The 25,908-nt window shown below is 70.3% G+C and carries 23 protein-coding genes; 10 read left to right on the top strand and 13 right to left on the bottom strand.

Annotation, left to right across the window (positions count from 1 at the left end; all coding sequences use genetic code 11):
* The first annotated feature begins 131 nt into the window (after positions 1-131).
* Positions 132-545 (top strand): STAS domain-containing protein, encoded by a 414-nt coding sequence (locus tag ACF06X_RS12785; protein WP_392287266.1) that lies wholly within the window; start codon positions 132-134, stop codon positions 543-545.
* Between the two features lie 148 nt (positions 546-693).
* Positions 694-1,914: a phosphatidylserine/phosphatidylglycerophosphate/cardiolipin synthase family protein gene (locus ACF06X_RS12780; protein WP_392287265.1), complete on the top strand. Its 1,221-nt coding sequence runs from the start codon at positions 694-696 to the stop codon at positions 1,912-1,914.
* Between the two features lie 33 nt (positions 1,915-1,947).
* On the opposite strand, the gene ACF06X_RS12775 is transcribed toward ACF06X_RS12780, so the two are convergent.
* Positions 1,948-4,371 carry a SpoIIE family protein phosphatase gene (locus tag ACF06X_RS12775; protein WP_392287264.1) on the bottom strand — a complete coding sequence of 808 codons (2,424 nt, stop codon included), beginning with the start codon at positions 4,369-4,371 and terminating at the stop codon, positions 1,948-1,950.
* Entirely contained in the window at positions 4,368-8,417 is a 4,050-nt protein-coding gene (locus ACF06X_RS12770) for a HAMP domain-containing protein (protein ID WP_392287263.1), read from the bottom strand. Before ACF06X_RS12770 ends, ACF06X_RS12775 begins: the two co-directional genes overlap by 4 nt.
* 289 nt (positions 8,418-8,706) lie before the next feature.
* Here ACF06X_RS12770 and ACF06X_RS12765 point away from each other — a divergent pair, with 289 nt between their 5' ends.
* On the top strand, positions 8,707-9,603 hold the full coding sequence (locus ACF06X_RS12765) for an RNA polymerase sigma factor SigF (RefSeq protein ID WP_392287262.1): 897 nt from the start codon (positions 8,707-8,709) through the stop codon (positions 9,601-9,603).
* Between the two features lie 73 nt (positions 9,604-9,676).
* Here ACF06X_RS12765 and ACF06X_RS12760 read toward each other — a convergent pair whose 3' ends face one another.
* Positions 9,677-10,411 (bottom strand): restriction endonuclease, encoded by a 735-nt coding sequence (locus ACF06X_RS12760; protein ID WP_392287261.1) that lies wholly within the window; start codon positions 10,409-10,411, stop codon positions 9,677-9,679.
* A gap of 194 nt (positions 10,412-10,605) precedes the next feature.
* On the opposite strand from ACF06X_RS12760, the gene ACF06X_RS12755 reads away from it, so the two are divergent.
* Together ACF06X_RS12755 and ACF06X_RS12750 are read left to right on the top strand one after the other, a co-directional pair.
* On the top strand, positions 10,606-11,001 hold the full coding sequence (locus tag ACF06X_RS12755) for an ATP-binding protein (RefSeq protein WP_392287260.1): 396 nt from the start codon (positions 10,606-10,608) through the stop codon (positions 10,999-11,001).
* A 155-nt stretch (positions 11,002-11,156) separates the two neighbouring features.
* Entirely contained in the window at positions 11,157-12,401 is a 1,245-nt protein-coding gene (locus ACF06X_RS12750; RefSeq protein ID WP_392287259.1) for a globin domain-containing protein, read from the top strand.
* 54 nt (positions 12,402-12,455) lie between these two features.
* Here ACF06X_RS12750 and ACF06X_RS12745 read toward each other — a convergent pair whose 3' ends face one another.
* Positions 12,456-13,316, bottom strand: coding sequence for a PP2C family protein-serine/threonine phosphatase (locus ACF06X_RS12745; protein ID WP_392287258.1), 861 nt, complete (start codon positions 13,314-13,316; stop codon positions 12,456-12,458).
* A gap of 407 nt (positions 13,317-13,723) precedes the next feature.
* Between ACF06X_RS12745 and ACF06X_RS12740 the strand changes: the two genes are divergently transcribed.
* Positions 13,724-14,230 carry a MarR family transcriptional regulator gene (locus ACF06X_RS12740; protein WP_392287257.1) on the top strand — a complete coding sequence of 169 codons (507 nt, stop codon included), beginning with the start codon at positions 13,724-13,726 and terminating at the stop codon, positions 14,228-14,230.
* 150 nt (positions 14,231-14,380) lie between these two features.
* Here the strand turns inward: ACF06X_RS12740 and ACF06X_RS12735 are convergent, their stop codons facing one another.
* A complete protein-coding gene (locus ACF06X_RS12735) occupies positions 14,381-15,157 on the bottom strand; it encodes a SigB/SigF/SigG family RNA polymerase sigma factor (protein WP_392287256.1) in 777 nt (258 codons plus the stop codon).
* Positions 15,158-15,352: 195 nt separating this feature from the next.
* On the opposite strand from ACF06X_RS12735, the gene ACF06X_RS12730 reads away from it, so the two are divergent.
* Positions 15,353-15,859: a MarR family winged helix-turn-helix transcriptional regulator gene (locus ACF06X_RS12730; protein WP_392287255.1), complete on the top strand. Its 507-nt coding sequence runs from the start codon at positions 15,353-15,355 to the stop codon at positions 15,857-15,859.
* 15 nt (positions 15,860-15,874) lie between these two features.
* Here the strand turns inward: ACF06X_RS12730 and ACF06X_RS12725 are convergent, their stop codons facing one another.
* The 6 genes from ACF06X_RS12725 to ACF06X_RS12700 all read right to left on the bottom strand — a co-directional run bounded on the left by ACF06X_RS12725 (position 15,875) and on the right by ACF06X_RS12700 (position 21,388).
* The gene (locus ACF06X_RS12725; RefSeq protein ID WP_392287254.1) at positions 15,875-17,071 is read right to left on the bottom strand and encodes a PP2C family protein-serine/threonine phosphatase; all 1,197 of its coding nucleotides are present in this window, start codon (positions 17,069-17,071) and stop codon (positions 15,875-15,877) included.
* A 142-nt stretch (positions 17,072-17,213) separates the two neighbouring features.
* A complete protein-coding gene (locus ACF06X_RS12720) occupies positions 17,214-18,476 on the bottom strand; it encodes a PP2C family protein-serine/threonine phosphatase (protein WP_392287253.1) in 1,263 nt (420 codons plus the stop codon).
* Positions 18,473-19,477 carry a SpoIIE family protein phosphatase gene (locus tag ACF06X_RS12715; RefSeq protein ID WP_392287252.1) on the bottom strand — a complete coding sequence of 335 codons (1,005 nt, stop codon included), beginning with the start codon at positions 19,475-19,477 and terminating at the stop codon, positions 18,473-18,475. Before ACF06X_RS12715 ends, ACF06X_RS12720 begins: the two co-directional genes overlap by 4 nt.
* The gene (locus ACF06X_RS12710; RefSeq protein ID WP_392287251.1) at positions 19,474-19,857 is read right to left on the bottom strand and encodes an ATP-binding protein; all 384 of its coding nucleotides are present in this window, start codon (positions 19,855-19,857) and stop codon (positions 19,474-19,476) included. The genes ACF06X_RS12715 and ACF06X_RS12710 overlap by 4 nt, the downstream gene beginning before the upstream one ends.
* 185 nt (positions 19,858-20,042) lie before the next feature.
* Positions 20,043-20,462, bottom strand: coding sequence for an STAS domain-containing protein (locus ACF06X_RS12705; RefSeq protein ID WP_392287250.1), 420 nt, complete (start codon positions 20,460-20,462; stop codon positions 20,043-20,045).
* Positions 20,459-21,388: an STAS domain-containing protein gene (locus ACF06X_RS12700; protein ID WP_392287249.1), complete on the bottom strand. Its 930-nt coding sequence runs from the start codon at positions 21,386-21,388 to the stop codon at positions 20,459-20,461. Before ACF06X_RS12700 ends, ACF06X_RS12705 begins: the two co-directional genes overlap by 4 nt.
* Before the next feature lie 211 nt (positions 21,389-21,599).
* Here ACF06X_RS12700 and ACF06X_RS12695 point away from each other — a divergent pair, with 211 nt between their 5' ends.
* The gene (locus tag ACF06X_RS12695) at positions 21,600-22,001 is read left to right on the top strand and encodes an STAS domain-containing protein (protein WP_392287248.1); all 402 of its coding nucleotides are present in this window, start codon (positions 21,600-21,602) and stop codon (positions 21,999-22,001) included.
* Positions 22,002-22,193: 192 nt separating this feature from the next.
* Positions 22,194-22,934, top strand: a complete 741-nt coding sequence (locus ACF06X_RS12690) for a class I SAM-dependent methyltransferase (RefSeq protein ID WP_392287247.1) — start codon at positions 22,194-22,196, stop codon at positions 22,932-22,934.
* Between the two features lie 34 nt (positions 22,935-22,968).
* Here ACF06X_RS12690 and ACF06X_RS12685 read toward each other — a convergent pair whose 3' ends face one another.
* Together ACF06X_RS12685 and ACF06X_RS12680 are read right to left on the bottom strand one after the other, a co-directional pair.
* Positions 22,969-24,687 carry a SpoIIE family protein phosphatase gene (locus tag ACF06X_RS12685; RefSeq protein ID WP_392287246.1) on the bottom strand — a complete coding sequence of 573 codons (1,719 nt, stop codon included), beginning with the start codon at positions 24,685-24,687 and terminating at the stop codon, positions 22,969-22,971.
* A 135-nt stretch (positions 24,688-24,822) separates the two neighbouring features.
* Positions 24,823-25,245: a DUF6003 family protein gene (locus ACF06X_RS12680; RefSeq protein WP_392287245.1), complete on the bottom strand. Its 423-nt coding sequence runs from the start codon at positions 25,243-25,245 to the stop codon at positions 24,823-24,825.
* Between the two features lie 131 nt (positions 25,246-25,376).
* Between ACF06X_RS12680 and ACF06X_RS12675 the strand changes: the two genes are divergently transcribed.
* A complete protein-coding gene (locus tag ACF06X_RS12675) occupies positions 25,377-25,835 on the top strand; it encodes an FhaA domain-containing protein (protein ID WP_392287244.1) in 459 nt (152 codons plus the stop codon).
* Positions 25,836-25,908 lie beyond the last annotated feature (73 nt).

Genomic DNA, 25,908 nt, shown 5'->3' with positions numbered 1-25,908 from the left:
CGCGGCTGCCGCCTGGGCATCCGACATGGCGATCCGCCGTGAGGCTCGGTCGCTGGGAGGCATCTGCTGTGCTGTCAGGCCGCGATCCGTCGCTCAGCCCGAACTGACCATATTTGCAGAAAGCAGGAACTATGCCCGTTCGAGAAGAGAACCTGGACGTCGAGGTCGAGGTCCGCGATGCCGTCACCGCGATTCTGACCGTCGGCGGCGAACTGGACATCGAGACAGCCACGTTCCTGCACCACCACGTCGCCAATCAGTTCCTGCACGGGCGCCGTCACCTCGTGCTGGACCTTTCGGCGCTGAGCTTCATGGACTCCTCGGGTCTCAACGTGGTGATCAAGGGATCCAGAGAAGCCCGGGAGATGGGTGGGGATCTGCACCTGGTGGCTCCGACACCCGCTGTCCGCCGCCTCCTGGAGATCACCGGGCTCAATGTGACGACACCCATCCACGCGGACGTCGACGAAGCACTCGGGGCCGTGCGGGAGAAGGATTCCGCCGCCGACGCCCAGCCCGCGAACCCGGAGAGCGCGCAGGAGTAGAGCGCGGGAACAGAGCGCGGGAACAGAGCGCACACCGGTCCGCCAGAGCTACGCACGGGGTGGCCCCGCCCGGAGAGGAACGCGGGGCCACCCCCGTGCGGCACAGTGTGTCCCTGAAGTCGGGGCACGATCAGGAAGATGACGCACGATGACGAGTACGCAGGACCCGCTGCGCCCGGTCTCGCTCACCCAGGACGCGCGGGGCGCGGCGGCCTCCGACTCCGGTGCGCGTCTGCGACGGCGCCTGGAGCGGCTGATCGGCATCGCGGCGACCGAGGGAAACGCGCTGGTCCCCCTCCTCAACGGCGATGAGATCTTCTCGGCCATGCTCGGCAGCATCCGCTCGGCCCGGTACACGGTGGACATGATGACCTTCGTGTACTGGAGGGGCGACATCGCGCGGCAGTTCGCGGAGGCCCTGGCCGACCGTGCCCGCCAGGGGGTCCGCGTACGGCTGCTCCTGGACGGCTTCGGCAGCCGGCTCATCGAGAAGGAGCAGCTGCGGGCGATGGAGGAGGCCGGGGTGAAGGTGTCCTGGTTCCGAAGGCCGCTTCGTCTCTCTCCGTTCAAGCAGAACCACCGATGCCACCGGAAGGTTCTCGTCGTCGACGAGGAGGTCGCGTTCACCGGCGGTGTCGGCATCGCCGAGGAGTGGTGCGGCAACGCCCGGAACGCTCGGGAGTGGCGTGACACCCACGTCCAGGTCCGTGGCCCCGCGGTGGACGGCATCGCCGCCGCCTTCGCGCAGAACTGGGCGGAGTGTCACGAGGAACTCTTCGACGAACGTGACCGGTTCATCGACCACCACCCGCACGGTGATGCCGTGGTCCAGGTCGTGCGCGGCTCGGCCAGCTTCGGCTGGCAGGACATGCAGACCCTGATGAGGGTCATGCTGGAGAGCGCCGAGGAACGCTTTCGGCTGACCACCGCCTACTTCGCCCCCGACATCTTCTTCATCGAGCTGCTGTGTGCCACGGCGCGCCGCGGAGTCGAGGTGGAGATCCTCCTGCCCGGCCCGCACACCGACAAGAGGGTCTGCCAGTTGGCCGGGCAGCACTATTACGACGATCTCCTCGCGTGCGGCGTGAGGATCTTCGAGTACCAGCCGACCATGATGCACGCGAAGGTCATCACGGTGGACCGGGCCGCCGCCCTCATCGGATCGACGAACTTCAACCGGCGCTCGCTCGACCACGACGAGGAGGTCATGCTCGCCGTGCTCGACACGGCGTTCACCGCCACCCTCGACGAACACTTCGAGCACGACCTCCGGTCGAGCGTCGAGATCATGCCGGGCCGTTGGAAGCGCCGCTCGTTCCTCCAGCGCACCGGGGAGACGGCCGTCCTTCCCATTCGCCGCTTCCTCTGACGCCGGACCGATGCCGGGCCCCGCCGCCTCGCTTCACGACACCTTGATGCCGATGAGGCAGGTGTCGTCGTCCGTGTCCGACTTGCTGTGCAGCAGCAGCCGGTCGAGCCGGCGTTCCAGTGAGGCGGCCGGGTCCTTCGCCGCGGCGAGCAGTTGGGACAGGGAGTCCTGAACGGCGGTGTCCCTGCGCTCGACGAGGCCATCGGTGTACATGAGCAGCGTGTCGTCCAGTTCGAGCTGCACCTCCCCCTCCTCGTACTCCGCCTCGGGCAGAGCGCCCAGGAGGAGTCCCCGGAGCAGCGGGAGCGTGCTGGCTTCCGCCCCGCGGACCAGTACGGGCGGGAGATGGCCCGCTCTGGCCCAGCGCAGCACGCGGGTTTCGGGGTCGTACACGCCGCATACGGCGGTGGCGGTGACCTGTTGGGCGAGGTGGTGCGCCACGATGTTGAGCCAGGACAGCAGCTGGCCGGGGCCGGCGCCGGTGACGGCGAGGCCGCGCATCGCGTTGCGCAGGACGACCATGCCGGTGGCGGCCTCTATGCCGTGGCCTGCGATGTCCCCGACACACAGCAGTATCCGCTTGGACGGCAGGACGACGGCGTCGTACCAGTCGCCGCCGACCAGGGACTCCGTCTCGGCGGGCCGGTAGCGCACGGCGACGTCGAGGCCCGGGGCGTCGAGAGGGGCGCGGGTCGGCGGCATGATGGCGTGCTGGAGTTGCAGCGCCAGCCGGTTGCGCTCCGCCGACTCCTGCTCGGTGTGGGCGAGTTGGTCGCGCGTGGCGGCCAGGGCGACCTCGGTCCAGTGCTGGGAGGAGATGTCCTGGTAGGCGCCGCGCACGGCGAGGAGCCGGTCGTCGGAGTCGAGGACCGGCTCGGCGATGACCCGGATGTGGCGGGTGACCCCGTCGGGCCGCTGAAGGCGGAAGGCCGTCGAGGTGGCGCGGCGATGGTGCAACACCGCCTGCAGGAAGCGGCCGATGGCCACGGCGTCGTCGGGGTGCGCGTGTTCGGCCAGGTCCTGGAGGGACACCGGGTTGTCGGTGACCGCTCGTCCGTACAGGGCGAAGAGCTGCCCGTTCCAGGTGATCTCGCCGGTGACTAGATTCTCCTCGAAGCCGCCGATGCGCCCGAGGCGCTGGGCGTGCTGGAGGAGACTGGCCAGCCGTGCCGTCTCGTCCTCGATACGCCAGATGAGCAGGACGCTGCCTGCGTGCCGGCTGATGCTGAGGTCGGCGACGGTGGCCAGCGGTACCTGGTCCACCAGGGCGGTGAGCGTCATGCGCTGGGCGCGGAAGGGCTCGCCGGTGGCGTAGACCCGTTCGATCTTCTCGAAGAGTTCGCTGTCGCCGGCGGCCGTCGGATAGGCCTCCAGCAGCAGGGCGCCGTGGACGGCGCCGCGGGGGCGCCCGGCGGGGTCCAGGAAGCTGCTGTTGGCGTGGCGGATGCGGAAGTCCGTGAGCTGGCCCTCGGGGTCGAGCTGGGGGGTGAGGACGAGCGCGGGGTCGTACAGGCCGTCCGAGAGGTCGACGAGTTCCGAGACGTCGGCCGACTCCCGCGTACCCGTCAGGAGCCCGGCGGGCGACGGCAGGCTTTCGAGCGTGTGCGCGCAGAGTTCGGCGAGGGCTTCGATCTGGCGGGTGACGGCCGGTGGGTGCGGCGTGAGCGCCTCCGGCCAGCAGATCTCGAGGACTCCGTGGACACGGCCTCCGGTGCCGGCGGGCAGTGCGACGCGGCCGCCGTCCAGCGACTGGGCGCGGCCGATGCTGGGCAGGCCCACCGAGGAGAGGGACTCGATCCGCACGGTGCGTCGCTCGTCGAGCGCCTGTCGGGCCACGGTCACGACGCCCGGGGGGACGTACCGCCAGCGGTCTGCCTCGTCGGCGCTGAATCCGGCGTGGCCGCACAGGGTGAGCGAGGCTTCCAGGCCCGCCGCCCATACGGCCACGGCGGTCGCTCCCAGCGGGGCGAGGGCGTGTTCCAGGAGGGATTCGGCGACGGCTTGGGTGTCGCTCGCGGCGAGGGCGGCGCTCTCGGCGGTGCGCAGCCGGACGGCGACGGACGGTGCGGGCTCGCCCTCCGTGCCGTTCGCGTGCCGGACGAAGTCTTCCGCCACCGCGGCGACCTGGTCGTGAGCGGCCTGGTTGACGATGTCCGCGGCCAGTTCGAGCGAGGACAGACCGGCCTGCTGGGCCAGTTCGTTCAACTGCCGTGCCGCTTGTGCCGGTCCGCAGCCGAGCCGTTCGATCAGCACGCCCTTGGCGAGCTCCATCAGGGCCCGGCCCTCGGCGGCGGCATGGGCCGCGCGCACCTCCGCGCGGAGTCGTTCCACGGTGGCCGCCAGGCGGCCGACGGTGGAGGCCTGATGCCCTTCGAGGGTGTCCGGAGCATCAGGGGTGGCCGTGGCCTCCGCGCCGGCGGGCGAGGCGGGTTCTTTGCCGAGGTCGGCGAAGGTCATGACGTCACCCGCGCGTCGTGGTGCTGGGGGTTCAGCCAGCGGCGGACACAGGCGATGAGGTCGTCGGCGTCGACGGGCTTGGTGACATAGTCGCTGGCGCCGGAGGCGAGGCTCTTCTCGCGGTCGCCGGGCATGGCCTTGGCGGTGACGGTGATGATGGGCAGGTCGGCGTGGGCGGGCATCTGCCGGATCTCGGCGGTGGCGGTGTAGCCGTCCATCTCGGGCATCATCACGTCCATGAGGATCAGGTCGACGTCCGGGTGCTCGGCCAGTGCCTCGATGCCCTTGCGGCCGTTCTCCGCGTGGAGGACCTGGATGCCGTGGAGTTCCAGGATGCCGCTGAGGGCGTAGAGGTTGCGGGCGTCGTCGTCGACGACGAGGACGGTCCTGCCGTGCAGCGAGGCGTCCACGGTCTGTGAGGTCTGCGGCCGCGGTTCCTCGATACGGACCAGGGGCACGACGTCGCCCGGCTGTTCGGCGGAGAGGTGCAGGGCGATCCGCTCGCGCAGTTCGTCCAGGCTGGAGAGCAGCTCCAGGGGCCGCTTGCGGGCTCGGTCCTGCAAGGTGGATTCGAAGGTGGCGTCGAGTCGCCGGTTGTTGTGCGCGAGGACGGGCACGCTGCGCAGCGCGGCGTCACCGTCCATCGCGTCGAGGAAGTGCATGGCCTCGCTGTCGGCGCGGTCGAGTTCGAGAACCACGCAGTGCACGGGTGCGGTCGCCAGGGCGCTGGCGGCTTCCTCCGGTCCGACGGCGGCTACGAGTTCGATGGTGTCGCGGTCGTGGCCGCCGGCGAGTTCGGCGACCGCGCTCTCGGCGACGAGGGAGAGCAGTCCGCGCGGGCGCTCCTCGATCACGAGCAGTCGGCGAGGCTTGCGCGGTTCGCTCTCCGCTCGGGCGGGGCGGCGGGGGTCGGGGAGTTCGGCCGTGGTCGAGGAGCCCGCCGTGGCGGTGTCCTCGGGGGCGGTCCGGTCGGTTTCGCGCGGGAGGTCGAGGCGGGCGACCGGGAGGTAGAGGGTGAAGGTACTGCCCTGGCCGGGGGTGCTCTCGGCGGTCAGGGCGCCGCCGAGCAGGTGGGCGATCTCGCGGCTGATGGACAGGCCGAGACCGGTGCCGCCGTACTTGCGGCTCGTGGTTCCGTCCGCCTGCTGGAAGGCGCCGAAGATGGCTTCGAGTTGCTGCTCGGCGATACCGATGCCGGTGTCCTTGACGCGGAACGCCAGCACGGGGCCGTCGCGGTGGACCGGGGCCGGCAGCGCCGCTTCGGCGGCTCGTTCGATGCGCAGCTCCACGCTGCCCTGTTCGGTGAACTTGACCGCGTTGGAGATCAGGTTCCGCAGCACCTGCCGCAGTCGGGAGTCGTCGGTGACCAGCTCGGCCGGGACACCGGGGGCGGTGGTGATCGTGAAGTCGAGGCTCTTCTGGGTCGTCATGGGCCGGAAGGTGGCTTCGACGTAGTCGAGGAGCTGGCGCAGCGCGACGCGCTCGGGGTTGATGTCCATCTTGCCGGCCTCGACCTTGGACAGGTCGAGGATGTCGTTGATCAGCTGCATCAGGTCGGATCCGGCCGAGTGGATGATGCCGGCGTACTCGACCTGCTTGGCGGTGAGGTTGCGGGTCGGGTTCTGGGCGAGGAGCTGGGCGAGGATCAGGAGGCTGTTGAGCGGGGTGCGCAGCTCGTGGCTCATGTTGGCGAGGAACTCGGACTTGTACTTCGAGGCCAGCGAGAGCTGCTGGGCGCGGTCCTCGAGTTCCTGCCGGGCCTGCTCGATCTCCAGGTTCTTGCCCTCGATGTCGCTGTTCTGGGCCGCCAGCAGCGCTGCCTTCTCCTCCAGTTCGGCGTTGGAGCGCTGAAGTTCCTCCTGCTGTACCTGCAGTTCTTCGGAGCGGGCCTGGAGTTCGCCGGTCAGGCGCTGGGATTCGTCGAGCAGTTCGTCGGTGCGGGCGTTGGCGAGGATGGTGTTGACGTTGACGCCGACCGTCTCCATGAGCTGTTCGAGGAAGTCGCGGTGGATGGGCGTGAAGGAGGTGAAGGAGGCCAGTTCGATGACGCCGAGGACCTGGTCGTCCGCGACGACGGGCAGCACGATCAGGCTGCCCGGTGCGGTGCGGCCCAGGCCGCAGGAGATGCTGATGTAGTCGGCGGGGACTCCTTCGGCGGCGATGGTGCGCCGGCTGCGGGCGGCCTGGCCGACCAGGGACTCCCCCAACTTGAAGCGGTCGTGGCCCGTGGTGTCGGTGGGCCGGCCGTAGGAGCCGACGAGGCGCAGTTCGGTGCCCTCGGGGGTTTCCTCGGCCAGGTAGAAGGCTCCGTACTGTGCCGAGACCAGCGGGGTGAGTTCGTCCATGACGAGCTCGGCGACGACGGCCAGGTCGCGGTGGCCCTGCATCAGGCCGGAGATCAGGGCGAGGCTGGACTTGAGCCAGTCCTGTTCCTGGTTGGCCCGGGTCGTCTCCCGCAGGGAGCCGACCATCGCGTTGATGTTGTCCTTGAGTTCGGCCACCTCGCCGGAGGCGTCGACGGTGATCGAGCGGGTCAGGTCGCCCTCGGCGACCGCGCTCGCGACCTCGGCGATGGCACGGACCTGCCGGGTGAGGTTCCCGGCCAGCTCGTTGACGTTCTCGGTGAGGCGCTTCCAGGTGCCGGAGACGCCCTCGACCTCGGCCTGGCCGCCGAGACGGCCCTCGCTGCCGACCTCCCGGGCCACGCGGGTGACCTCGGCGGCGAATGACGAGAGCTGGTCCACCATCGTGTTGATGGTCGTCTTCAGCTCCAGGATCTCGCCCCGGGCGTCGACGTCGATCTTCTTCGAGAGGTCTCCGTTGGCGACGGCGGTGGTGACGAGGGCGATGTTACGGACCTGCCCGGTGAGGTTGTTCGCCATGGAGTTGACGTTGTCGGTGAGGTCCTTCCAGGTGCCGGCCACGTTCGGCACCCGTGCCTGGCCGCCGAGGCGGCCCTCCGTGCCGACCTCCCGGGCCACCCGGGTCACCTCGTCGGCGAACGCGGACAGCTGGTCGACCATCGTGTTGATGGTCTCCTTCAGCTCCAGGATCTCGCCCCGCGCCGTCACGGTGATCTTCTGCGACAGATCGCCCCGCGCCACCGCCGTGGCGACCTGCGCGATGGAGCGGACCTGCGCGGTCAGATTGCCGGCCATGAAGTTGACCGAATCCGTCAGGTCCCGCCAGGTGCCCGACACACCCTTCACATCGGCCTGGCCGCCGAGGATCCCCTCCGTACCGACCTCACGGGCCATACGCGTGACCTCGTCGGCGAACGACGAGAGCTGGTCCACCATCGTGTTGATGGTCGTCTTCAGCTCCAGGATCTCGCCCCGCGCCGTCACGGTGATCTTCTGCGACAGATCGCCCTTCGCCACCGCCGTGGTGACCTGCGCGATGTTGCGGACCTGCGCGGTGAGATTGCCGGCCATGAAGTTGACCGAGTCGGTCAGATCGCGCCAGGTGCCGGAGACGCCCTTCACATCGGCCTGGCCGCCGAGGTTGCCCTCGGTGCCGACCTCACGGGCCACCCGGGTCACCTCGTCGGCGAACGCGGACAGCTGGTCGACCATCGTGTTGATGGTCTTCTTCAGCTCCAGGATCTCCCCGCGGGCGTCCACGTCGATCTTCTGCGACAGGTCGCCGCGCGCCACCGCCGTGGCGACCTGCGCGATGTCACGGACCTGGGTGGTGAGGTTCCCGGCCATCGCGTTCACCGAGTCGGTCAGGTCGGCCCAGGTGCCGGAGACGCCGGGGACCTCGGCCTGGCCGCCGAGGGTGCCTTCGGTGCCGACCTCACGGGCGACGCGGGTCACCTCGGAGGTGAAGAGGGACAGCTGGTCGACCATGCCGTTGAACACCGTGGCGATCTCGCCGAGCAGGCCGTCCGCGTCGTCCGGCAGCCGCGTGCCGAAGTCGCCGTCGCGCACCGCGGTCAGCCCGGCCAGCAGCTGCCGCAGCTCCGGCTCCCCCACCTTGCCCGCACCACGCGCACGTGTCCGCGGTACCGGACGCGCGTTGTCCACCGTCGCCTCAGCAGCCATGACCATTCCTCGTTGAACGCTGTCAGGCGCCCCGTCGGAGAACGGGACACCGCCACGGCCCGGGACCCGGGCCGCCCCCCTCTTCGGCAATCGTTGCCGTACGACAAATACGAGGCAGGGTACCCCGCCGCGGCTCACAGGCGAAAGCCGAGCGGGAGGCGATACGGCCACCTCCCGTCAGAGGCGGTGATCTTTCCGCGAGATCCATACATACACCCCGGCTCCCGGGGTATACGGCGCCCATCGCCCGGTCCGCGCTGGTCGGCGGGCACCGAGGGAGGGGAACTTCATGAGCGTCATGGCAGCGTCCGCGTCAACGGCCACCGCTACGGCCGCACCCACGGCTGCGGCTGCGGATACCGCCGCGGCGAAGGCCCCGGTGCTGCCCGAGGTGGCGGCGCCGCACAAGGTGGCCCCGAAGGACGCCCGCTCGCTCTCCAAGCTGTTCTTCGACCAGCTCGCCGTCCTCGAAGAAGGCACGCACGAGCACCAGTACGCACGTAACACCCTGATCGAGATGAACATGTCGCTCGTACGGTACGCCGCCGGGCGCTTCCGCGGCCGAGGCGACGACATGGAGGACATCACGCAGGTCGGCATGATCGGCCTCATCAAGGCCATCGACCGGTTCGACCTGTCGCGCGAGGTGGAGTTCACGACCTTCGCCGTGCCGTACATCGTCGGGGAGATCAAGCGCTTCTTCCGCGACACCTCCTGGGCGGTCCATGTGCCGCGCCGGCTTCAGGAGGCCCGGGTCGAACTGGCCAGGGCCACCGAGGAGCTCAGCAGCCGGCTGGGCCGCGCCCCCAAGGTCGGCGAGCTCGCCGCCCTGATGAACCTCTCGGAGGAGGAGGTCATCGAGGCGAGGATCGCCGCCAACGGTTACACCTCCTCCTCCCTCGACGCCCCCATCGGCGGGACCGACAGCTCCGACGGCGAGGACGCCTTCGCGGACCTCCTCGGAACGGAGGACCCGGCCATGGAACGGGTCGAGGACTTCCACGCCCTCGCTCCCCTCATCACCGCCCTGAACGAGCGCGACCGGCAGATCATCCACTTCCGCTTCGTCGACGAGCTGACCCAGTCACAGATCGGCGAACGGCTCGGCGTCAGCCAGATGCACGTCTCGCGCCTGCTCTCCCGCGCCCTCGCCTCCCTCCGCCAGGGCATGCTCACCACCGAGTGACGGCCTGATGTGCGACGCCCCCGGGTTCCCGGGGGCTGCCGACTCAGTCCCAGGGGGCTCAGTCCCAGGCGGCTCAGTCCCAGGGGGCGGGACCCGTACCTTCGGTCCATGCGACCAGTTCGTCGTGATCCACGCAGCGGATCCCGCACTGCTGGGCGTACTCGGCCGCCGGCTGGGTGAACTCGCCCGTGGTCACGACGGCCGCCACTTGGGCTTCGTGCACCGAGAAGCAGGTGCCACCGAAGCGTTGTACGTCCTGGGAGCCGACCTTGTTCAAGGGGCCGTAGCGCTTGCACTGGATGACGACGCGCCGCCCGTCGGGTGTCGTGGCGATGATGTCGGCGCCCAGGTCGCCCGCGCCTCCCACCACATGGACGTCGCCGCAGCCGTCACGCTCGCACAGGGCGGCGACGGCCTGTTCGAAACTCTCCGGGTCCATCGCGGCGAGGTCCTCGGCCCGGAAGGCTTCGGACGCTTCGCCCTCGACGCCCCCTGGTGAAGAGGAGGGCTGAAGAGGCGGAGCGGGCGCCTCGGCGATGCGGTGGGCGAGACCGTCGAGGCTCGACGCGACACGGCGCGCGGCTCGGCGGCGGCGCCTGCTTCTCATCAGTGCGACGAGGCAGCCGAGAAGCAGCAGTCCGGCCAGTGCCGCGCCAGGACGGTCCGTCGCCGTTCTCACGATCAGCTTCAGGGTCAGCCCGGTCGCGCACAGGAGGATGGCGGCGAGTCCGAGGCCCAGCGCCAACTGCCGCAGACTGAAGGCGGGGCGCCGCTTCTCGCGTGCCGGCCGCCTGAGGGGAACGGTCATATGCGGTGGTCACCGCCGGGGCTGACTGCGTCAAGATCACTCATGGCTGCCGTATGCCCCGCGAAGCCGCTTCAAACAACCCGTCCTCCGAACCGCTTCGCACCGGACCGAAGCCCGGTGCGCCGCGATGGTTCCCGGTACCCTTCCATCCGACGTTTTCGAGTGTGCGGCGGCCCAGGACCCTGGTGGATGAGATGAACATAAGCGGGCATATCTGGCATATTCCGCTAGAGCCGGGCGCTTTCGCCCGCGCCCGCGACCTCACCGCCACCGCGCTCGGCACCTGGGGCTGGCCGACGGAGCGCATAGAGGTGGCCGTGCTCCTCGTCTCCGAACTCGTGACCAACGCCCACCGTCACGCCGGCACGGACGCCTGGCTCCATCTCGAACCCCTCCCCGACGGCGCTCGCATCGCCGTCCGCGACGAGAGCCCCGCCCAGCCCGCCCAACGCGAGCCCGGCATCAAGACCGCCACCGGCGGTTTCGGCCTCCACCTTCTCGACCACCTGGCCGCGGGGTGGGGTGTCGACAGCCATGAGGACGGCAAGCGCATCTGGGCCCACATCCTCAAGGCCCCGTCCCCGCGCTGACGCTCACCGCCCCGGCTTGCCAGAAGCACTCCTCGTGCATTACCAATAGAAAGCATTGCCGCACGGCAATGCTCACGGAAGAGGGCGCATCGCGTGAACGGGCAACACAACACCAGGATCCACGGACCTGGAGTGGGAATCGCGCGAGAACCGCGGTGAGCCGGAACCCCCGTCTGCCGCGTCCCGAACCCTTCGCCACGCTGCCGGCCCCCCTCGCGCCCGCGGACGTGGCGCTCATCCGGGCCAGTCTCACCGTCGTGGAGCCGCGGTCCGAGGAGATGGCGGTGTACTTCTACGCCATCCTCTTCCTGCGCCATCCCGAAGTCCGGGCCCTGTTCCCGCCGGACATGGACGCCCAGCGCGACCGGCTGCTGCGCGCCCTGCTCCGCATCGTCGACCTGGTCGACGACGCCGACAATCTCGTCCGCTTCTGCTCCCGACTCGGCCGGGACCACCGGAAGTTCGGCACCCTCAACGCCCACTACGCGGCCGTGGGCGCATGCCTCCTCGACGCGCTGGCCCGGTTCGCGGGACCAGCGTGGAACGCCGAACTGGCGGGCGCGTGGCAACGGGCGTACGCGACAGCCTCCCGCACCATGATGCTCGCCGCCGACGACGACACCCGGCTGCGTCCGGCGCGCTGGACCGCCCGGATCGTCGACCACCGCCGCCACGGCCACGGGATCGCCGAGGTGACGGTGCGGACGGACGAGCACTACCCCTACGCGGCCGGCCAGTACGTGAGCGTGGAGACCCCGTGGTGGCCCCGGCAGTGGCGCTCCTACTCACCCGCCAACGCGCCCCGGCCCGACTCGACGATGACCTTCCACGTCAGGGCCGTCCCCCAGGGCCGGGTCAGCACCGCCCTCGTCCACCAGGCACGACCCGGAGACCTCCTGCGTCTCGGGCCGCCCGAAGGCGACATGACCTTGCCGCCCGACTCGCGCCGGGACCTCCTGTGCGTGGCCGGCGGCACGGGGCTGGCCCCCATCAAGGCCCTGATCGAGCAGGTCGCGGCGGAGCGCTCGGACCGTGAGGTCGCGCTGTTCATCGGGGCCCGCACGGCTCAGGAGCTCTACGGCCTGGACGACATGCTCCGTATGTCACAACGCCACCACTGGCTGAGTGTGCGGGCCTCCGTGTCGCACGAACGCATCGCCGGAACCGAAGGAAGCCTTCCCGAGGTCATCTCCGAGTTCGGCCCGTGGGGCGGTCACGAGGTGTTCCTCAGCGGCCCGCCCGGCATGGTCACGGCAGCGGCGCAGGTGCTCACGGAGCGAGGGGTCCCCCGCGCGCGGATCCATCACGACCCGCTCGATGTGCCCGTGTTGGACGCGCCGTTGCAACCCGCCCACCTCGCCGAGGCAGAGCTGGAGGAGCCGCCTTGGCCGGGCCCCTGAGCCGGGAGCACGGCTCGTGGGCCCGTGCCGGGCGGCCGTGTCGGGCGGGCCGTGTCAGGGGCCGCCGGCCGACGGTCCGCGCAGGTCGAGGGAGAGCACGAGTCCCCCGTCCGGCGCCGCTCCGTGCGCGGCGAGTTCGCGCAGGACGGCCTTCGGGGTGTCCGCTCCGGGCAGGTGACGCGTGCGGGTGATCGCCCGTCTCACGGCCTGCTCGAAGTCCGCGTGGGCCGGGTCCGAGGCCGGCAGTTCAGGACCGCAGGCGACGAAGAGCAACCGCTCCCGGGGCCGGGTCCGCAGATGCTGGGCGGTGTAGACGGTGTCCTCGAACATGCCCAGCGGGAGCTGGCTCTCCAGCTCCACCCGCCGCACCGTCCCCCCGGACACGCGCCACACGCTCGGCGAGCCGGCGTCGACGATCTGCGCCGCTCCGGTGCGCAGGTCGAAACACATCAGCAGTGTCGACAGGTGCCTCGACCCGCGGTGCTGTCCGTACAAGGCCTGGTCGGCCAGGGCCGCCTGGCCGGCGAGGTCGAGGCCGGCGCGGCGGGCGTTGCGGATCGCGTTGAGGGCGAGGTTGTTCACCAGGACGGCCTCGGCGTCCGTTCCGGCGCTGTTGGCGACGACCAGCGTGAGCTGGTCCGCCGAGGCCGACCAGTCGAAGAGGTGTCCGCCGGAGGCGTAGGCGGGTTCGCCGTGCGCGTGCAGGTCGAACTCCTCGCGCGAGCAGGAGCGTCCCGGCATCAGCTGCCACTGCATCTCGGCGGAGAGCGTGAGCGGGCCGTTCCGCCGTGCCTCGCGGTAGACGTCGGTGTGCCGCTCGGCCACCCGCAGGGCATGGCCCAGCATCTGGGCGATGGCACCGAGATGATCGAGGAGGACCTCGGGCGGCTCGTGGCCCCGCTCCAGCGTCACCACGAGAACTCCGTACCGGTCCCCCCGAACCGCCACGGGAAGATACGCCGTCGCCGTGGGGCCCGCCCCGGTGGAAAGATATGGTTGTTGCTCGGAGAAGACCCTGCCCGCCGGGCTCGACTCCACGGGAACCGGCCCGCGAACGGCGTCACCGCGGCCGAAGGGACGGAGACTGCTCAGACCGTAGTCGATCAGCAGCAGGTCGACAGCGGTTGCCGCGAAGTGCTGCGCAAGATGAGTACGGAGGGAGTCCAGAAGGCCATGGGGCGGTGCTCCGCGCAAGGCGCGTTCCACCATCACACGTCGTTCCACCGAACCGTTACCGCTTTCTGGGGAGATGTGGAGACTAGAAACGTGGCGCACATGCAGCGCCGCCGGCCGAGGACGTCTGATTCGGAGTGTCACTAGATATGGACGCGAACCCCGCTTCTTCTCAGCGTCGGCCGCAGGAGACCGCTCAGGCTGCCCGCGAGCTCATCGAGCTCCTGGAGGTGCTGTGGGAGCGCGGCAAGGACATGGTGTCCTCGACCCCCGTTTCGGCGTCCCAGCTGCGCGTTCTGTACTGCCTCGACCGGGATGAGGGCATCAACCTGCGCACGCTGGGCAAGGTGCTGGGTTCCGCTCCCCCGTCCGTGAGCCGCCTGTGCGACCGGCTGGAGGCGCTGGGGTTCGTCCAGCGGCTGCCGAGTCCGGTCAGCCGGCGCGAGCTGGAGCTGCATCTGACGACGCGGGGCAAGGCGTACCTGCACGATCTGAGGGCCCAGCGGCAGGAGGCGCTCCTGGCGGTCATCGACTCGATGGCCCCGTCGGCGCGCAACGCGCTCCTGAAGGGGCTGACGAGTTTCCAGGACGCCCTGAACGACGCGGGCGACGGCCCGCAGCGATCCTCTTCGGTCAAGGGCGTCCGGTCCGCCTGACCTCGCCGCACGAGGACTGCCGAGTCGATTCGCACTTCCCGACTTCTCACTTTCCGATACGGGGACGTCACAGCCGGCACCTCGCGGGTCCGACCCGTGGTGTTGCCTCAAGGGTACAGTTGTTTGGAGGCAACTATTGCCACGGGTGCGTCACGTCAGCATCTCCTCGCGCAGCTTCGCGAGGGTCCGCGTGAGCAGCCGGGACACCTGCATCTGCGAGATGCCCAGCAGTTCCCCGATCTCCGACTGCTTCCACTCGCCGCCGAAGCGCAGCCGCAGAATCAGGCGGTCGCGGTCGTCCAGGCCGTCGAGGAGGGGCTTGAGGGCCTGCATGTCGTCCACCAGCTCCAGCGCCGGATCGAGATCCCCGAAGCGCGCCTGGAGGGCGCTTCCGTCGCCGGCGTCCCGATCGGGATTCCACATGTCGAAGGAGCCGGCCACGTACCCGTTCATGGCCACGAGGCCTTCGGAGACCTCCTCGACCGGGCGGCGGAGGTGGCGCGCGAGCTCCGCCACCGTCGGCGTACGGTGCAGGCCGATCGAGAGGTCGTTGATCGCCTGGACCAGCTCCGAGCGCAGCTCCCGAAGGCGCCGGGGCACATGGACGGCCCAGGTCGCGTCCCGGAAGAACCGTTTGATCTCGCCCGCGATGTAGGGGATGGCGAACGTCGTGAACTCCACCTCACGGCCGAGGTCGAACCGGTCGATCGCCTTGATGAGCCCGATCGTTCCGACCTGTACGACGTCCTCTTCCGGTTCCGTCCGGTGCCGGAAACGACGCGCCACGAACGTGACCAGCGAGATGTTCGTCATGATCAGCGCGTTGCGGACGCGCTGGTACTCCGGCGAGCCTTCCTCCAGCTCCTCGAGCCGGCCGAGGAACGCCTTCGAGAGCGATCGCTCCGCACTCGGCGTCATGGTGGTCATGACACCTCCTTGGCCGTCTCGCGTGCCGCCGGGAATCCTTCCACCCTATCAACAGTTGCCCGAGAGCAAGGGTCGGTCAAGCCCCCTCGCCCACCGGGGGCCATCTCCCACACGCCCGGACGTATGCGGCTATCCCCGGCACCCCGGGGCAGGAGAGATATGGTTGCGGTCCGGAGTGAAGCGGAGTGTCACGGCATGAGCACAGATCCCGCCCCCCGTCCGAAACCCGCCAAAGGCGCCGCCCAAGCCGCGAGTGCCGTCATCGAACTGCTCGAGGTCCTGTGGGAACGGAGCAATGACGTCACCGCCACCGCGGCCGTCTCCGCCTCGCAGCTACGGGTCATGTACTGCCTGGAGCGGGAGGAGGGGATGAACCTCCGCCGCCTGGGCCACCTCCTGGGCGCCGCCCCTCCGTCGGTGAGCCGTCTCTGCGACCGCCTGGAGGCGATGGACCTCGTCGAGCGCACTCCCAGTCAGGTGAGCCGACGCGAGTTGACGCTCTGCCTGACCGGCCAGGGCAAGGCCTACCTGGCCGAACTGCGAGCACTGCGGCAGGAGACCCTCATGGCGCCGATCCGGAACATGCCGCCCGCCGCCCGCGCCGCCCTGCTGGACGGCCTCAGCGCCTTTCGTGAGGCCCTGGAGGACTCCGAACCCGTCGGGGAACAGACTCCGCCGCGCACCTCACCGCAGACCGCCTGAGGCCCGCTGCTCGACCTAGACGGCCCCGCCGGCCCCTTCGCCGTCCTCGCCCTCCGGCCGCCCGTACCAGTCGAGGCAGACCACCAGCGCGTCGTCGTCCAGCGGCGTCTCCCCGTGGTGGCCGGCGAGCTCGCGCAGGACCGCCCCCGGCACCTGGGCCGGCGGCAGCAGCCTGGTGGCCAGCAACGACCGGGCCAGGGCCCTCTCGCCGTAACGCTCCCCCGCCGGGGAGGACGCCTCGTACACACCGTCGCTGCCGAACAGCAGACGGTCCCCGGGCTCGACGGTGAACCGCTCGGGGACGTAGACCGTGTCCTCGAACATGCCGAGCGGCAGCTGCGCGTCGAAGGAGACGGCGTCGACCGAACGCTCTCGCAGCCGCCACATGCGCGGGGAGCCGGCGTCGACCGCTTCGACCTCGCCGGTGTCGAGATCGAAACGCAACAACAGCACCGAGACATACGCACTGCCTCGGTACTGGGCGTACACCGCCTGGTCCGCCAGCGCCGCCTGCCCGGCCAGGTCGAGGCCGGCTCGACGCGCGTTGCGCAGCGCGTTGACGGCGAGGTTGGTGAGCAGGGCGGCCTCGATGCCCTCCCCCATGCCGTTGGTCACCGTCAGTGTGAGGTGATTGGCCGAGGCGGACCAGTCGTAGTTGTCACCGAAAATGGCGTAGGCCGGTTCCAGGTGGGCGCCGAGGGCGAACTCCGGGCGCACACAGGAGCGACCGGGCAGCAGCTGCCACTGCATCTCCGCCGCGAGGGTGAGCCGGGCGGCCCGCCGGGCCAGTACGTAGAGGTCGGTGTCACGCTCGGCGACCAGGATCTCGTGGCCGAGGGCCTGGCAGACGTGCTGGATCTCGGGCAGCAACGACTGCGCGTAGCGGTCCTCGGGCAGCCTCACGGTCAGCACGCCCATGCGGTCGCCGCGGATGGTGACGGGCAGATGGACGTCGAAGAAGCCGTTGTCCCGGGTGACGCACGGTTCCTGAGCGCCGAATGCCCGGCCCTGGGGCGAGTCGTGGATGGGCACCGGCTCCGTGGTGTAGGGGACGTTCTCGACGGCCTGCAGCGAACGCATTCCGTAGTCCGCCAAACGGAGTTCGACACGCTCGGCGCCGTACTGCTCCATGAGCGCGACGGTCACCACATTCAGCAGGGTGTGCGGTGCGGCGCTGCGCAGAGCCCGCTCAACAGCGGCAAATTTGTCCACGTCATCCAGCTTCTCTATGTGCCGGGAGCCAGGCCCGGCAGGCCAGGGCCACATACGCTCCCACGTCGGTCAGCGTACGACGGTCCGTGGCACAGTCACACCATCTATGGTACGAATCAGCACAACATTTGCCACAGGGCAATTATACGGTGCGTGAAGCACCGTCCGGACCCGGACGGCGGCGCAGCGTGAGCGCCAGAGTGTCATCGGGGTGGTGGACCACCGTGTGCATGTCTTGGGCGATGGCGCCGGGAATCTCGTCGATGGGACGTCCCGCGTGGCGGGTGGCTGACGCGGCGAGGCGCAGTTCGCCCTCCAGGGGGTCCCGGCGGCTCTCCGTCAGACCGTCGGTGTAGAGCATCAGCAGATCGCCCGGGTCGAGGTGGCCGCGCAGCACCTGCTCGCTGCCCGGGAGGGGATATCCGACGCCCCGGCCGGGCACTTCGAGGTATTCGGTCGGTCCGTCGGTCCGTACGACGAGGGCCGGCGGGTGGCTGCCGTTGGCGAGGAGGAGTTCCCCGGTGGCGGGGTCGACCCGGGCCAGCAGCACGGTGGCCATCAGGTCGGGGTCCATGCCGCCCAGGACTTCGCTGGCGCGTCCGACGATGGCCTTCATCGGGTAGCCGTCGAGCGCGAGCGTGCGGACGGTGTGCGTGACGTCGAGTGCGGCGCGGGTGCTGCCCACTCCGTGGCCGAGGGCGTCGACGACGGTGATGTGGACGCTGCCGTCGGGAAGGACGAACCAGTCGTACAGGTCGCCGCCGGTGGGGGCGTCGGTGTCGGCGGGTGCGTAGTGGACGGCGAGTTCGAGACCGGGGACGGTGAGCGGCGCGGGCCGCAGGGCGTCCTCGAGTTCGCGGAGCATCTGCCCGTGGGCGCGGCGCAGTTGCTCGTCGCGTTCTTCGAGCTGGACGTAGAGGGCGAGGACGCCGCTGTTGGTCTCGTCGAGTTCGTCCTTCAGCTGCTGATGGTCGGCGGCGAGGGTGTCCAGCTCCGTCAGGAGGGCGGCCAGTTCTTCCTCGGCCGCGTCGTCGGAGGCAGCCGTCTCCAGCTCGTCCGGGGGTGAGGGGAGGGCGATGTGCCAGTCGGCTCCGCCTTCGGTGGCGACGGCGGGAAGCGGCAGCCCCGCCAGGGGCCCGGGGCCGGCCGGCAGCGGGGCGGTGGGGGTGGTGAGGGTGAACGTCAGCGTGCCGCCGCCGGCCGGTTCCTCCTTGGGCCCGCGCCGGGCGGTGATACGGACGCCCTGCCCGTCCTCCAGGGCGGCGCGGGCCACCGCCGCGACGGACACGGTGAGCCGGGCACGGATCCCCGCCGGCAGGCCGTGCCGGGCCGCGAGGCGGCGTACGGCCCGCCGCACCTCGGGCAGGGTGGACAAGGGGTGTTCACCGTAGGTGTGCTCGGTCATCGAAGTCCCGTGAGGCTCAGTGCGGTCGCATCGTCTCGTGACCGGCGGTGGCGGTGGGCCAGTGCCGCCGGCAGCAGTTCGGCAGGAAGGCGGAGCAGGAAGGGTGACGGATCGTGGGACCAGCGGGACTCGATGCCGTCCGAGTGGGCGAGGAGGACCTCGCCGGGTTCCACGGGGGCGTTCTGCACCTGCGGGGTGGGCAGGTTCCATCCGACGACTCCGGGCCTGCCGTCGAGGCGGCGCCGCACGTGGTGGACGGAGAGCAGACACAGCCGGATGTTGCCGACACCGCAGAACTCCACGCTCCCGGGCAGGAGTCGTATCAGGCCGACCGCGGCGCCACGGGTGTGGCGCAGGGATCGGTGCAGCGACCGCATGATGTCGGGCAGCGGCTGCTCGCTCGTGTCGCGGAAGACCTGCAGTGCGGTACGGGTCGCCCGGGCCGCCGCCTCTCCGTGGCCGAGGCCGTCCACGACGGCGGCCGTGAGGCGACCGCCCGTCTCGAACAGGGCGCAGCCGTCACCGCACTCCTCCTCGCCGTCCGCGGGCAGGCACACCATGCCCGTACCCGAGGCGGTCGTCCTGCCGACGGCGCTGACGCGTGCCGACGCGACCGTTCCCTCCGGCACCTGGGTGCGGATGACGAAGTCGGTGGCGACCCGGCCCACCGCCCCCAGGCCCGTGCCCAGCGTGCCCGTGGTGGTGTATCCGTCGGTCAGGCACCGCTGGAGTTCGGCCATGCCGGGGCCGCGGTCGACGGCGAGGATCTCCAGGCCCTCCCCCATCGGCAGCGGCTGCAGGTAGACGATCCCGTCGGCCGCGTGCTTGTCGAGGTTGCTGGCCAACTCGCTCGCCACCGCCGCCGCCTGGTCGGGCCACGATGCCTCCATCCCACAGCGCACGGCCATCTCACGGGCGTGGGTGGCGGCCAGGTGGACGGCGCTGTAGTGGTCGATCGGCACCTGGATCGTGGGCGGCAGCGGGTACGGGCGGAGAGTCACCGGTCGGTCCACCGCACGGCGGTCACCGTCGTGCCCCGACCGGGCGCGGAACGCACCTCGAACTCGTGCATGAGGCGCCGCGCTCCGCCCAGTCCATGGCCCAGTCCCCCGCCGGTGGTGAATCCGTCCCTGAGCGCTCCTTCCAGGTCGGGGATGCCCGGGCCGTCGTCGCGGACGGTCAGGCGCAGGCCCACCGCGCCGGCCCGGCGCAGACGCTCGATCGAGAGCACGCCGCCCCCGCCGTGGATGAAGGCGTTCCGGGCCAGTTCACTCGCCGCGGTGACGACCCTCGTCTGATCCACGAGACTGAACCCGAGCTCCTGTGTCGCGGCGCGCACCGCGTGGCGGGCCCTCAGCAGGTCCTCCTCGGTCCGGACCACGCACTCGAGGGGAGCGCCGCCGCCCGCGCCCGCGGCGCCCCGCGGGCCGCGGGAGGTGGCGACGGAGCCCCGCTGGGCTCCGACCTGCGCACCCGTCGCCGTGGCCGTGGCCGTGGCGCCCCCCGCCGACCCGGATGACCTGGGTGACCTGCCGGGCCGTGTCGGCCCTGCCTCCTCGGAGCGCATCACGCTGACATCCCATCACCCGTCGGTTGCCCCGGCGCCGAACCCGAGCCGGTCTTCGACCAGCCCAGGGCGGCCATGCCCTGCTCGGCGTTGAGCGCCGTCTCGACACCGGTGAGGTCGATGCCGAGCTCCACCAGTGTCACGGCCACGGCCGGGCTCATGCCCGCGACGATCACCCGCGCCCCCAGCAACTGAGCCATCGTGCTGAGCTCCATCAACGCGCGCGCGACGAACGAGTCGATGATCTGCACCCGCGAGATGTCGACGAGGACGCCCCGCGCGCCGTCGTCCGCGATGCGGGCGGTCAGCTCCTCGGCCAGCGCCACGGCCGACGTGTCGTCCAGTTCACTGAGCAGCCCGGTGACCAGGGTGTCTCCCAGTCGCAGGATCGGTACCCGGGCGGAATCCGGCCGGCTCATCGCTCGACCCGCCCGTGGTCCGTCCCCTCTTGCACGGCGCCCGCTGCGCCCGCGGCGACCGCGGCGACCGCGGCGGGCTCCTGCCGGGTCAGTTGCATGGCGGTCGCCAGCGCGTCGGCGAGGCTGGCACGGGTCAGGATGTCCGACAGATCGATGCCCAGCTGGACGACGGTCTGGGCGATCGCCGGCCGGATGCCGCTGACGATGCACTCGGCGCCCATCAGCCGCACCGCCTTCACGGTCTGCATGAGGTGCTGGGCGACCGAGGTGTCCACGGTCGCGACACCGGTGATGTCGATGATCGCGACCAGCGCCTCGTCCTTCTGGATGGCCTCCAGGAGGCTCTCCATCACCACCTGGCTGCGGGCCGTGTCGAGGTTGCCGATCAGCGGAACGGCCAGGACATGCCGCCACAGCCGCACCACCGGCGTCGACGCCTCCAGCAACTGCCGGCTCTGCCGCCGGATGATCTCCTCACGGCCCTCGACGTACGTCTCGAAGGACAGAGCGCCCGCCGCGTCCAGGACCCGGTTGATCAGCACGGCGGCTTCGTACAGGTCGTCCTTCTCGAACGGCTCGTGCCGTACCGCCTCCAGCAGAGCTTCCTTGAGCCCCAGCACCGCCAGCGAGGTGGCCGTGGGAACCGCTCCCGCGCGCGCCCGGCGCAGCGACATGTCGACCACGGTCTCCTGGAGTTCACGCTGCCGAGTGACGAGGTGCTCGACCGGAACGTCGCTGTCCATGCCGGCGCCCAGAGCGGCGACGAGCGCGTCGGCCTCTTCGCGCAGCACGGCCTCGTGCACGCTCTGCCCGCCGGGATCGGAACGCTCCTGCTGCAGCTGTACCCATCGGTCGGCGATCTCGGCGCCGCGCCGTGTCAGTACCTCGGCCAGACGATCCCGCACGGCGGACTCGGTGGAACTCATCTTCGCCTCTCAGACGCCCTCTTCTTGTCCTACTCGGCCGAATCTACGACCTGGCCAAGATAGTAGCCGTACGACAACTATTCGAGCAGCCAGGCCGCCGGGCCCCTCCTTCTTTCTGTTTCAAATCATGCCGTGCGGCAACACTTGTCTCGCCGCGCGGTAAAATCCCTCCCACGCTGTCCGAACACCAGGCTCGACAAGGGACGACGCAATGCGCACCCCCGATACCCCGCCAAGGCGTTGGACAGCCTCAGGCGCCCGAGGACCGGCGACCGTCACCCTCCACACCGCCTCCGCACCCGACTCGGACCGGGCCACGGTCACCACCGTCACCGTCGTCGGCGACGTCGACCACGCGAACGTCGACATCGTCCGGCTCGCACTCACCACAGCCCGCGAGACCGGCTGCCGCTCCACCACGGTGCATCTCGGCGCCGTCGACTTCGCCGACTCCACTCTCCTTCAAGCACTGATCGACGCACAGCGCGAACACCGGGCGCACGGCGCCCTCCTCTATCTGACAGGCCCGCTCAGTGTCACCGCGGACCGGCTCCTCGACACCACCGGGACGCGTACCTACTTCACCTTCACCACCCCCCGCACCGACGCCTGAACACCGGCGGCGCCGAGGCGAAAGCCGTACGCCCGTCCGTACACGGAGCCGAAACGATGGCGCCATCTTCGTGGCTTCTGCCAGTACGACGGCCTGCCCGGGTCCGTAGAGACTGCCAGCGAGAGGCCGCGGTAGCCCTTGGGGACGGAGGGGCTGTGGCCACGGACATGACCGAGCGCAGGGGAGACGCACGTGAGCGTGCAGCAGTATGACGAGATCGGTGAGGCGTACGAGGGCTTCAAGGCCCTGCCGCTGGAGCAGTACGTGGTGGTGCCCGGTTTCCTGGCGTTGGTCGGGGACGTGCGCGGCAAGTCGGTCCTCGACCTCGCCTCCGGCACCGGCTTCTACAGCAGGGAGTTCAGGCGGCGCGGCGCCGCGGACGTGCTCGGAATCGACATCTCCGGTGAAATGATCGCCGTGGCACAGGACTTGGAGGAGCGCGATCCACTCGGTGTGCGCTACGAGGTGGGCGACGCGGCCGAACTGCGGTCCTTCGAGGAACGCTTCGACATCGCCCTGGCGGTCCAGCTGCTCAACTACGCGGAGGACATCGCCACCACGGAGCGGATGTGCCGCAACGTGCACCGGAGCCTGAAGCCCGGCGGCGAGCTCTTCCTGCTCAACCAGTCGCCCGACTTCCGCTTCGACGGGCCGACCCCGGAGAAGTACGGCTTCCGCAGCGTGCTCACCGGCGCGGAGGCCGAGACGGGACCGCAGGTCCGGACCACGGCGCTGCTCGACCCGCCGGTCTCGATCGTCGCGAACCGCCCGCGCCGCGACGTCTACGAGACGTGCCTGCGGGCAGCCGGATTCAGCGAGCTGACCTGGGTCCCGCTGAAGGTGTCGGAGGCCGGCGTACGCGAGTTCGGTGCGGACTTCTGGGCGGACTTCGACGCGAACCCCCCGCTGGAGATGCTGCGCTGCCGGGCCTGACGACGGGCCGATCCGACCGGAGCACCCGGCCGCCCTACCCGGCCGGGTGCTCCTCCGGTGTCCTCAGGGCCAGGATGGCGACGTCGTCGTCGTTGTTCCGGGCCGGTCGGGCGCGCTCCAGCAGCAGGTCGGTGAAGGCGGCCAGGGGGCGGTGCGCCAGCGAGGCGGCGTGTCTGCGAAGCCGGTCGAGACCGTCGTCGATCGAGCGGTCACGGCTCTCCACCAGCCCGTCGGTGTAGAAGATCAGAGTCGCCCGCGGCGGAAGCGTGAGGTGCGCGTCGGCCCGGCTGGACGACAGGCCGGTGCTCAGCAGCAGCCCATGCCCTTCCGTGAGGTAGCGGGCCTGACCGTCGTGCGTGACCAGGAGCGGCGGCGGGTGGCCCGCGCTCGTCCAGGTCAGCCGCCAGGCTCCGTCGGCATTCCGCTCAAGGGTGCCGAAGACCAGGGTCGCCATCGAGACCCCGGCGATGTGCATGACCGACTCGTCGAGCCGGTGCACGATCGCGCTGGGCGGCTCGTGGTGCGTCCAGGCGTAGGCACGGAGGATGCTGCGGACCTGGGCCATGCCTGCCGCCGCGTCCAGGTCGTGCCCGACGACGTCCCCGATCGCCAGCGCCGTCGTGCCGTCGGCGCGGGTGAACACGTCGTACCAGTCGCCACCGACCTGTGAGGCGTCGGGCGAAGGGACGTAGCGCGCGGTCATCTGCAGCCCGGGGATCGACGGCAGCTGCGGCAGGAGGTGGCGCTGCATCGTCTCGGCGACCTTGCGCTGCTGTTGGTACAGACGGGCGTTGTCCAGAGCCAGTCCCGTACGGCGGGTGATGTCCTCCACCAGGGACAGGTCTGCCGGGGTCATCGCGTCGGGGCGCTTGGACCGCCCCAGCGTCAGCGCCCCCAACACGTCCCGTACACCCCGTATCGGTGCGATCGCCGCCGAATGCATGCCCGTCACCTCGAACAGGCGACGCTGTTCCATGGCGATGCCGGAGTCGGGCGGCCCCTGATACGTCGCCGGTGTCACCAGTGTCGAAGCAGCCCCCCGCAGTGCCCGGGACAGCGGCATCGGCGATTCCTCCGGGACCGGTGGCATCGGCCCCTCCAGGTCCTCCCTGGAGACCAGTTCGCCGTCCTGATGATGGACCACGATGGCCCGCTCCACCTCACCCACCTCGGTGATCAGGTCGACCACCACCCAGTCCGCGAGCCTGGGTACCACCAGTCGCACCAGGCGACGCAACGCCTCGTCGCTGTCGAGCGTCGATGTCAACTGCGTGGTGGTCTGGGCCAGCAGCGCCAGGCGCTCGAGCTCCGAAAGGGTCGAGCCGTCACCCGTGTCCCCTTCGGGAGGGAACGACTCGGTGCGCTGGTCATGGAAGATCACCAGTGTGTCCGCGCCGGTGTCCCACCCCGCGGCGCAGGGAACAGTCAGCCAGGACAGCTCGGTCAGACCGCCGTCGCCCTGCTCGAACCAGCCGCGGCCGGTCTGCGTGCGCCGGGCCAGGACCGCTTCCTCCACCCGGCACTGGGCCCGCGCCAGTGGCTGGCCGTGCGGATCGCGGTGCAGGAGATCGTGGGCATCCTTGCCGACGACGCTGTCGGCGGTCACCTTCAACAACCGCTCCGCGTGGGTGTTCACCGCGGCGATCACCCCGCGGTCGTCCACGATGCACGCCGCCGCCCCCAGCCGGGCGGGCAATTGCGAAGACGAGGCCGCACCGCACCCGGGCTCGCCCTCGACTACCTCGTCCTTCATGGTCGCCCGCGCCTCCTCGGCTCAGCCACGGCGTTGTCGTCAGGATTCCTGATCGCCCCCGGACCTCACTCGCAAACACCATCGCCGCGAAGCGCGCACGAGCCCGTCCCGACACCGTGGCGGACCGTCGAGTGGTCACATGGTCAGGCGGCCGATGTCATGAGGGTCGATGCCGGTCAACTGCGCGATGCGGGGAGCGGGAATGCCCGCCGTCAACGCCCGGTGGACGAGCGACTCCCAGTCCTGGGTCGTCTCCCGGAAGTCGAGCAGCTCGCCCTCCATCTCCGTGACGGACGGGGGCGCGCACTCCCGTTGCACGCGCAGCGCCTCGTCCTCGCTCAGGGGGAGAGGCAGGCGCTCCGCGCCCTCGGGGATGAACGCCTCCGCCTCGGCCGGCACGATCCTGACCTGCTCCGAAGAGGCCGAGACTCCATGAGCCTGCAGCCATCCCAGTACGGCAGGTGTCTGGGCGCATTCCAGGGCACCGACCCCGGCAAGGGCCGCGCCCAGGCGAGGGTGACGATCAGGGAGAAGGAACAGGTATGCGTCATCGGCCATCGCGTGGAGTCGCCTTCTCGATCGAACCTCAGAGGGGTGCTGATGCTATCGCCCCCGCCCTTGGCCGCCAGGACCGCGGTGTCACCCTCTCGGGTGAGCGTGAGAGGCGGAGGGCCGGGCAGGGGCACGCGATGTACCTCCTCAGAACCGCCGAACGCGCGATGGAGCGATGGACCACCCCGCTCTGGGGCCTGCTTCTGCCTCCGAAACAGCGACAGGGGGAGGTCGTGGCGATACTGCGCCGGCAGTGCGACGACAACGCCCTGATCCTGGGCAGACGGCGTGTCGTGGTCCCCAACGTCTTCGTCGTCGAACTGCTCCCGGAGATCCACCGACAACTCACGGCTCATGTTGTGCCACTGGAGCCCTGCCTCGTGACGGTGGTACATCGGTACGCCGCCGAACAGGGCTACAGCTTCGCCGGACGGGTCGCCGTCGATCTCCGCCCGGCGACAGGCGAGGCGACCGTCCGCTTCCGGGTCCACAGCCGCATCGCACCTGCCCACGCGACGCCGCCGAGCGGCCGGCCGGCCGCGCCCGGCACTGACAACGCATTCACGGCAACAGTTGCTTCCTTTCAAACGCCGTAGTCCCGCATTGAGTTGTTTGCGGTTCGCAACGCCACGGTCATAGTCTGCTGCGTAGCGCCCTTTCCTCACGCCT

Source organism: Streptomyces sp. NPDC015346, from assembly GCF_043078785.1.
Lineage (GTDB): Bacteria > Actinomycetota > Actinomycetes > Streptomycetales > Streptomycetaceae > Streptomyces.
The sequence above is the reverse complement of the archived record's forward strand: the minus strand, read 5'-3'. Positions and strand labels throughout refer to the sequence as shown.